Source organism: Methyloceanibacter marginalis, from assembly GCF_001723295.1.
Taxonomy (GTDB): domain Bacteria; phylum Pseudomonadota; class Alphaproteobacteria; order Rhizobiales; family Methyloligellaceae; genus Methyloceanibacter; species Methyloceanibacter marginalis.
In genome coordinates, this window is sequence record NZ_LPWD01000353.1 from 1 (window position 1) to 7,390 (window position 7,390).

6 protein-coding genes and 2 pseudogenes are annotated in these 7,390 nt (G+C 65.3%); 2 read left to right on the plus strand and 6 right to left on the minus strand.

Annotated elements, in window-relative coordinates; genetic code table 11:
• The 3 genes and pseudogenes from AUC71_RS17980 to AUC71_RS12615 all read right to left on the minus strand — a co-directional run.
• Positions 1–387 (minus strand): annotated as a pseudogene (locus AUC71_RS17980) (NAD(P)H-dependent oxidoreductase subunit E); the annotation flags it as partial.
• Between the two features lie 164 nt (positions 388–551).
• Positions 552–1,475, minus strand: coding sequence for a LysR family transcriptional regulator (locus AUC71_RS12610; protein ID WP_069624544.1), 924 nt, complete (start codon positions 1,473–1,475; stop codon positions 552–554).
• Between the two features lie 88 nt (positions 1,476–1,563).
• Complete coding sequence (locus AUC71_RS12615) at positions 1,564–2,022, minus strand: cytochrome c (RefSeq protein WP_158007833.1); 459 nt, start codon at positions 2,020–2,022, stop codon at positions 1,564–1,566.
• 128 nt (positions 2,023–2,150) lie between these two features.
• Between AUC71_RS12615 and AUC71_RS22025 the strand changes: the two genes are divergently transcribed.
• Together AUC71_RS22025 and AUC71_RS12620 are read left to right on the plus strand one after the other, a co-directional pair.
• On the plus strand, positions 2,151–2,468 hold the full coding sequence (locus AUC71_RS22025) for a glucokinase (RefSeq protein WP_158007834.1): 318 nt from the start codon (positions 2,151–2,153) through the stop codon (positions 2,466–2,468).
• On the plus strand, positions 2,449–3,132 hold the full coding sequence (locus tag AUC71_RS12620; RefSeq protein ID WP_083238342.1) for a glucokinase: 684 nt from the start codon (positions 2,449–2,451) through the stop codon (positions 3,130–3,132). The genes AUC71_RS22025 and AUC71_RS12620 overlap by 20 nt, the downstream gene beginning before the upstream one ends.
• 1 nt (position 3,133) lies before the next feature.
• Here AUC71_RS12620 and bla read toward each other — a convergent pair whose 3' ends face one another.
• The 3 genes and pseudogenes from bla to carB form a co-directional block, all read right to left on the minus strand.
• Entirely contained in the window at positions 3,134–4,009 is an 876-nt protein-coding gene (gene bla / locus AUC71_RS12625; protein ID WP_069624546.1) for a class A beta-lactamase, read from the minus strand.
• 59 nt (positions 4,010–4,068) lie between these two features.
• The gene (gene greA / locus AUC71_RS12630; RefSeq protein ID WP_069624547.1) at positions 4,069–4,542 is read right to left on the minus strand and encodes a transcription elongation factor GreA; all 474 of its coding nucleotides are present in this window, start codon (positions 4,540–4,542) and stop codon (positions 4,069–4,071) included.
• 92 nt (positions 4,543–4,634) lie between these two features.
• Positions 4,635–7,390: pseudogene (gene carB / locus AUC71_RS12635) on the minus strand (carbamoyl-phosphate synthase large subunit); the annotation flags it as partial.

The following is a 7,390-nucleotide window of genomic DNA, read 5'->3' on the forward strand; positions in this document are numbered from 1 at the left end:
GAGGAGTGGCACAGGCCGAGGCAGTAGACCGGCTCCAGCGTCACGCGGCGGTCCGCGGTGGTGCCGCCCATGTCCACACCGAGCTTCTCGCATGCGCGTTTTTCGAGCGCCCGCCCGCCCGACGCTGACAGGACTCGGCGAGGCAAAGCTCAGGGTTCGGCGGCCGCCCGGCTCGCGCTTGAAGTCATGATAAAAGGTCACGCAGCCATGCACCTCCGCGCGCGAGATATTGAGCGCATTGGCGATCATCGGCTCGGCGTCGAGCGGGACGCAGCCGAAGGCGTCCTGTAAGGCGTGCAGAATTGGGAGCGTGGCGCCCTTTTGATCCTGATGCTGCGCGATGATTTCGCTCGCGCGCTCAGGCGTCCATGGTTCATGTCGTGGCATTGCCCAGCCGCGTTATTGACGCTCCTTCGACGTTTTGGAGCGTTTATAAAAATGGGTAAAAACGCCTGCGGAATCAATAAAGCAGCCCCGTGACCCGATCGGGATTCCTGATCGATGACAAAGAGTTAGGGGCCCGCTTTGGTCGGCGGGGCGCGCCGTTCGGCTCAGGCTTTCAGGATCGGACCCGAGGGCACGTGCGCGCTCAGGATTGGGGCCAGCTGCTTGGCCTCGCTGACCAGCGCATTGATCAAAGGCGTCAATGGGTTGCGCTGAGGCACCACGAGCCCGATCGAGTGCGACACCTCGGGCTCGACGATGGGAATGGCGCGCACCTTCTCCGTGAGGCCGAGACCTTCGGCAAGCTTGGCGGGCATGACGCTCGCCCACTTTCCTGTGCGTACATGGGAGAACAAAACGATGATGGAGTCGGATTCGAGCGTCGGCGCCACCTCGGAGCCCGCCTCGCGGAGCAGCGTCTCGATGATCCGCCGATTCTGCATGTCCGGCGTGAGCAGGCAGAGCGGCACCTTGCCGACCTCCGCCCAGGTGACCTGGTCCCGGTCGCCGAGCGGGCTGTCGGCGGAGGCGAGCAGCCGGTACTCCTCGCTATAGAGCGGTACGGTCTGCACCCGGCCAAGCGGTTCGTTGTCGAGATAAGTAAGCCCGGCGTCGATCTCGAGATTCTCCAACATGCCGAGGACTTCGATCGAGTTGCGGGACCAGATGGTGAAGCTCACATCCGGGTGCTGCGCCCGGTAGGGTGTGGTGATGAGCCCTACCATGGCGAGCGCGGTGGGGATCGCGGCGATGCGGATATGTCCGGCAAGGCCGTGCTTCAGTGCGTCGATCTCCTGGCGCATGGCGCGGGTGTCGCCCACGATGCGCCGGGCCCAGTCGAGCACCCGCTCGCCTTCCGGTGTGAAGCCGCGGAAGCGGGAGCCGCGCTCCACCAAGAGCACGCCGAGCGTGTCCTCGAGCTGCTTGATGCCGGCCGAGAAGGTCGGCTGGCTCACGCCGCAGGCTTCCGCCGCGTGCCCGAAATGCCGCTCGCGGGAGAGCGCGATGATGAATTCAAGTTTATCGATCATGCCGTGCCGGGTCGGGAGGTCTGGTGGCCGAGACTATAGGGATTTTGGGCCGCGCGGGCAGCCTCATCAACCTGCCGGGGACGCCGCCTCAATCCTTCTCTTCCATCCGGAACGTCTTGTGGCAGGTCTTGCAGGCGTCGATCACGCCTTTGAACTGCGCTTTCCAGTCGGGCGCCCAGGGGCCTCGAGCGCGAGGATCAGGTCCTTGGCCGCCGTCTCCAGCCCTTGCGCATCGCCGGTGAACTCGTGCCATTTGGTCCAGACTTCGGGCTTTGCCTCGCTCGGGTGCCCGCCGGTCCCTTCCGGAAAGGAGCTCGGGGATCTGCTTCGAGGTCCTTTCGATCTCGCCTGCCGCCTCGGCAGCCTTGGCGGCGTCGAAGGGCACCTTGCCCTTGGCCATCTCGCCGATGACCTTCATGGCATCCTTTTGCGTATCCATCAGGTCCATGCGCTCCTTCACCACGCCGGTCGCGCCTTCATGGGCGAGCGCCAGCGGGACGAAAGCGAGGAGGGCTAGGGCAGTCAGGGCTGCGGGCCTGGTGAGCATGAAACGATCCTTGGCGACTTCAGCAACGGCGTCCGATGCTTGTTTATCATGCTGCGGCCCGTTGCAAGGCTCGCGAGCCATCACAAAATGGTTTACCACCGGGCCTCCAGAGGATACCGGCAGCACCGATGAGTAGAACGAGCCCAATCCCGCCGCGCGCACTCGTCGCCGATATCGGCGGCACCTACGCGCGCTTCGCCGTGGCCGATCTCGTCACGCTCGAGGTCTCGGCCGTCCGTCGCTTCCGCAACGCCGATCATGCGAGCCTCGCGGAAGCCATACGCTTTTATCTCAACGATGTGGGCGAGGAGGTGGCGCATGCGGGCATCGCCGTGGCCGCACCGCTGCTGGAGGACACGGTCCAGCTCACCAACGCGCCGTGGTCTTTTTCGCAAAGCGCGCTCGCCGGCGAGGCGGGGCTCGGACATGATTCATTTGTTCAATGATTTCGAAGCCTTGTCCTTGTCCTTGCCGTATCTGGCCGAGGTCGAGCTGCATCAGATCGGCGGCGCGGCGCCGGTCGAGCACGGTCCCAAGGTCGTGCTCGGGCCGGGGACCGGTCTCGGTGTTGCCGGGCTCGTCTGGTCGCCGATGGGCTGGGTGCCGGTGTCGAGCGAGGGGGGCCACGCCACCCTCGGCGCGGAGACCGAGGCCGAGCTTGCGCTCGTCGAGCGTCTGCGAAAGGGACGCCAGCGCCTCTCCGTGGAGCGCGCCCTGTCGGGTCCGGGGCTGACGGAATTGCACCAGGCCATTGCCGCCTCGCGCGGACACGCGGAGGAGGTGTTGGAGCCGGTCGAGGTGGAGCGGCGGGCGCTGAGCGGCGAGGATGAGATCGCCGAAGAAGCGCTTGATATCTTTACCACGTGGCTCGGCCGTTTCGCCGGCGACGTGGCGCTGGTGTTCGGCGCGCGCGGCGGCGTCTATCTCGGCGGCGGCATCGCGCCCAAGCTCCTGCGTCGCCTGACCCAAGGCGATTTCCGCGAGGCCTTCGAGCACAAGGGCCGCATGAAGGAGTACGTCGGCCCCATCCCGGTCTATGTGATCCTCGCCGAGTTTCCGGCCCTGAAAGGCGCCGCCGTGGGGTTGCGGGCGAAGCTCGCCAACGCCTGATTCAGCCCACGGCCGTCGCGACCGCGCGGGCCACGTCGGCGATGGCCTTGTTCTGCGCCTCTGGGCTGACATCCGACTCCGCCAGATAGACCGCGATCAGAACGGGCTTCCCGCTTGGTGGCCAGGCGATGGCCACATCGTTCGCCGTCCGCGCGTTGCAGGTCCCCGTCTTGTCGCCGACCCGCCAGTTCTCCGGTAGCCCCGCCCGCAAGCGGGCGTCGCCCGTCTCGTTGCCGATCAGCCACGCCGTGAGCTTGTTGCGCGACGCACGGCTCAGCGCATCGCCGACGAGCGCCGCGTCGAGATCGGCGATCATCGCCAGCGGCGTCGTCGTGTCGCGCGGATCCTCCGGCGCGGCCTCGTTCAAGGCGGGCTCGATGCGGTCGAGGTGCGTCACGCCATCTCCCAGCGAACGGACATAAGCGTTGAAGCCCTCCGGTCCGCCGAGCGCAGCCAGCATGAGATTGCCTGCCGTGTTGTCGCTCAAGGCGATCGCCGCTTCGCAAATTTGCTCGAGCGGCATGGTCTCTCCCACATGTTTCTCGGTCGCAGGCGAATAGGTGACGATCTCCTCGGCCCGTATCGGCACCTTCCGCTTGAGCGTCTCTTTTCCTTGATCGACCCGCGCGAGGATCGCGGCGCCCGCAAGCCATTTGAATGTGCTGCACAGGGGGAAGCGTTCGTCGCCGCGCCATGCCGCCTTCAGTCCCGAGCCTGTGTCGTACGCCGCCACGCCGAGACGCCCGCCCACCTTCGCTTCGATCGCCGCGAAGGTCTGCTCCAAGGATTTAGCTGGTGTGGCGCCGGCCGATGGCACGACAGCGCATGCCAGCAAAGCGGCGGGCGCGCCCGCGAGAAGTCGGCGCCGCGTGATCATGGCGCTGTCTTTACGGACGGGAAGGGGCGGAATTTGGGCTCGGGAGGACGAGCGTCCGGCTATTTGAACTCGACCTTGACGATCTCGTAGGATTTGCCGCCGCCGGGCGTCGAGACCTCGACCACGTCTTTCTTGCGCTTACCGAGCAGGGCGCGCGCGATCGGCGAGGTGATGGAGATCTTGCCGTCCTTCACGGATGCCTCGGTCTCGCCGACGATGCGGTACTTGACCTTGTCGTCGGTGTCCTCGTCGACCAGGGTAACCGTCGCGCCGAACATGACCTGGTCGCCCTTGAGCTTGGAGACGTCGATGATGTCGGCGCGCGACAGCTTGTCCTCGAGGTCGGCCATGCGCGCCTCGGTGAGGCCTTGCAGGTCCTTCGCGGCATGATATTCGGCGTTCTCCGAGAGGTCGCCGTGCGCGCGGGCTTCAGCGATCAATTTGATGATCCGCGGCCGCTCGACGGTCTTGAGATGCTTGATCTCAGCCTCAAGCGCGGTAAAGCCTTCCGCGGTCATCGGTACTTTTTCCATGTCAGTCAAAGCTCCTTCGGGGGGTCCCCTTGGCAATACTGTCAAGGAATAGACCCGTCCAAGTCAAGAATCTGTTGATTTTGACCGGTTGCCTAAGCCATCTCGGCGAGCTCTGCGGAGCCTTTGCCGACATAGCTTTGCAGGGGGGCGACGGTCAGGCTGCCTTCCCGGAGGGCCTTGATGGCCTCGGTGGCGGCCAGGGCGCCGGCGAGTGTTGTATAATAGGGGATGTGGTTGATCAAGGCCGACCGCCGGATCGACATGGAGTCGGCCAGCGCCTTGGCGCCCTCCGTGGTGTTGAACACGATATCGATCTCGCCATTGGTAATGCGTCGACGATATGAGGGCGGCCTTCCAGCACCTTGTTGACCCGCTCGCAGGGGATGCCGTTGGCGTCGAGATGGCGCTTGGTGCCGCGGGTGGCGACGATGCGGAAGCCCATGTCCACGAGCTTGCGCACCGGCGCCAGCAGCCGCTCCTTGTCCGAATCCTTCACCGAGACGAACACCGTGCCGGAGAGCGGCAGCTTGGTGCCGCCGCCGAGCTGGCTCTTGGCGAAGGCGACCGCGTAGTCCCGGTCGATGCCCATCACCTCGCCGGTCGAGCGCATCTCCGGACCGAGCACCGGATCGACGCCGGGGAAGCGCGCGAAGGGGAACACCGCTTCCTTCACCGCGATATGGTTGAGCTGCGGCCGCTTCAAGCCGAACGCGGCGAGCGGCTTTCCGGCCATGACCCGCGAAGCGATGCCGGCGATGGGCAGGCCGATCACCTTGGCGACGAACGGCACCGTGCGCGAGGCGCGTGGATTGACCTCGAGGATATAGATGTCGTCGTTCTGGATGGCGAACTGCACATTCATGAGCCCGATCACGTTGAGGGCGCGGGCAAGCTCGATCGACTGACGCTCGAGATCGGCGATGATCTCCGGCTTCAGCGAATGCGGCGGGAGCGAGCAGGCCGAGTCGCCGGAATGCACGCCCGCCTCCTCGATATGCTCCATCACGCCGCAGACAAACACGTCCGTACCGTCGGCGAGCGCATCCACGTCCACCTCGATGGCGTCGCGCAAATACGAATCGAGCAGCACCGGGCTCTTGCCCGACACCACCACGGCCTCCGTCATGTAGCGGGCAAGCTGGATCTCGTCGTGCACGATCTCCATGGCGCGGCCGCCCAGCACGTAAGACGGACGGATGACCACGGGGAAGCCGATGTCCTTGGCGATGGCGACGGCCTCGTCCGCGGAACGCGCGATGCCGTTATGCGGCTGCTTGAGACCGAGCCGCTCGATCAGCGCCTTGAAGCGGTCGCGGTCTTCCGCCAGATCGATGGCGTCGGGCGAGGTGCCGAGGATCGGCACCTTGGCGTGCTCGAGCGCCGCGGCGAGCTTGAGCGGGGTCTGGCCGCCGAACTGTACGATCACGCCACGTAGCGTGCCGGCCTCTTGCTCCTTGCGCACGATCTCCAGCACGTCCTCTTCCGTCAGGGGCTCGAAATAAAGCCGGTCGGACGTGTCGTAGTCGGTGGAGACGGTTTCGGGATTGCAATTGACCATGATGGTCTCGAGCCCGCGGCCGAAAGAGAGAACGCCGCGTGACAGCAGCAATAGTCGAACTCGATGCCTTGGCCGATGCGGTTAGGCCCGCCGCCGAGGATAATGATCTTGTCCGCACCGGAGGGCCGCGCCTCGCAGGATTCGCCGCCGGGAAAGCCCGTCTCGTAGGTGGAATACATATACGCGGTGGGCGAGGCGAACTCGGCCGCGCAGGTGTCGATGCGTTTGAAGACCGGATGCACGTCGAGATCGCGCCGCCGCCTTGCGACCTCGGCCGGTTCGAGCTTGGCCAAGGTCGCCAGCCGCTCGTCCGAGAAGCCTTGTCGCTTCAGCGCCCGGAACTGTGAGGCCGTCGTCGGCAGGCCGTGCTGGCGAACCCGCAGCTCCGCGTCGATGATGTCCTGGATCTGGCGGATGAACCACGGGTCGATACGGCAGCTGTCGTAGATTTGCTCGTGGCTGAAGCCGAGCCGCAAGGCTTGCGCGACTTTCAGCAGCCGGTCAGGCGTTGGCGTGCCGAGCGCCTCGCGGATCACGTTCTTGTCGTCGCCCTGGCCGAGCCCCGCGAACTGGAAGTCATCGAGACCCGTCAGCCCGGTCTCCATGGAGCGGAGCGCCTTTTGCAGCGACTCTTGGAAGGTCCGGCCGATGGCCATGGCTTCGCCCACCGATTTCATCGACGTGGTCAAGGTCGGCGCGCTTCCTGCGAACTTCTGACGCGAAGCGCGGGATCTTGGTCACCACGTAATCGATGGTCGGCTCGAAGCTCGCGGGCGTCGCGCCGCCGGTGATGTCGTTGGAAAGCTCGTCCAGCGTGTAGCCGACCGCGAGCTTGGCGGCGATCTTGGCGATGGGAAAGCCGGTCGCCTTCGACGCAAGCGCCGAGGAGCGCGACACGCGCGGATTCATCTCGATGATGATGAGCCGTCCGTCGTCCGGGTTGACCGCGAACTGCACGTTCGAGCCGCCGGTCTCAACGCCGATCTCGCGTAAGACCGCGATCGAGGCGTTGCGCATGATCTGATATTCTTTGTCGGTCAGCGTCAGGGCCGGCGCCACGGTAATTGAGTCGCCGGTATGCACGCCCATCGGGTCGATGTTCTCGATGGAGCAGATGATGATGCAGTTGTCGTCCTTGTCGCGGACGACCTCCATCTCATATTCCTTCCAGCCGATCACCGACTCCTCGATCAGCACCTCGCAAGTGGGTGAGGCGTCGAGTCCCCGCTCGATGATCTCGAGGAACTCCTCGCGGTTGTAAGCGATGCCGCCGCCGGTGCCGCCGAGCGT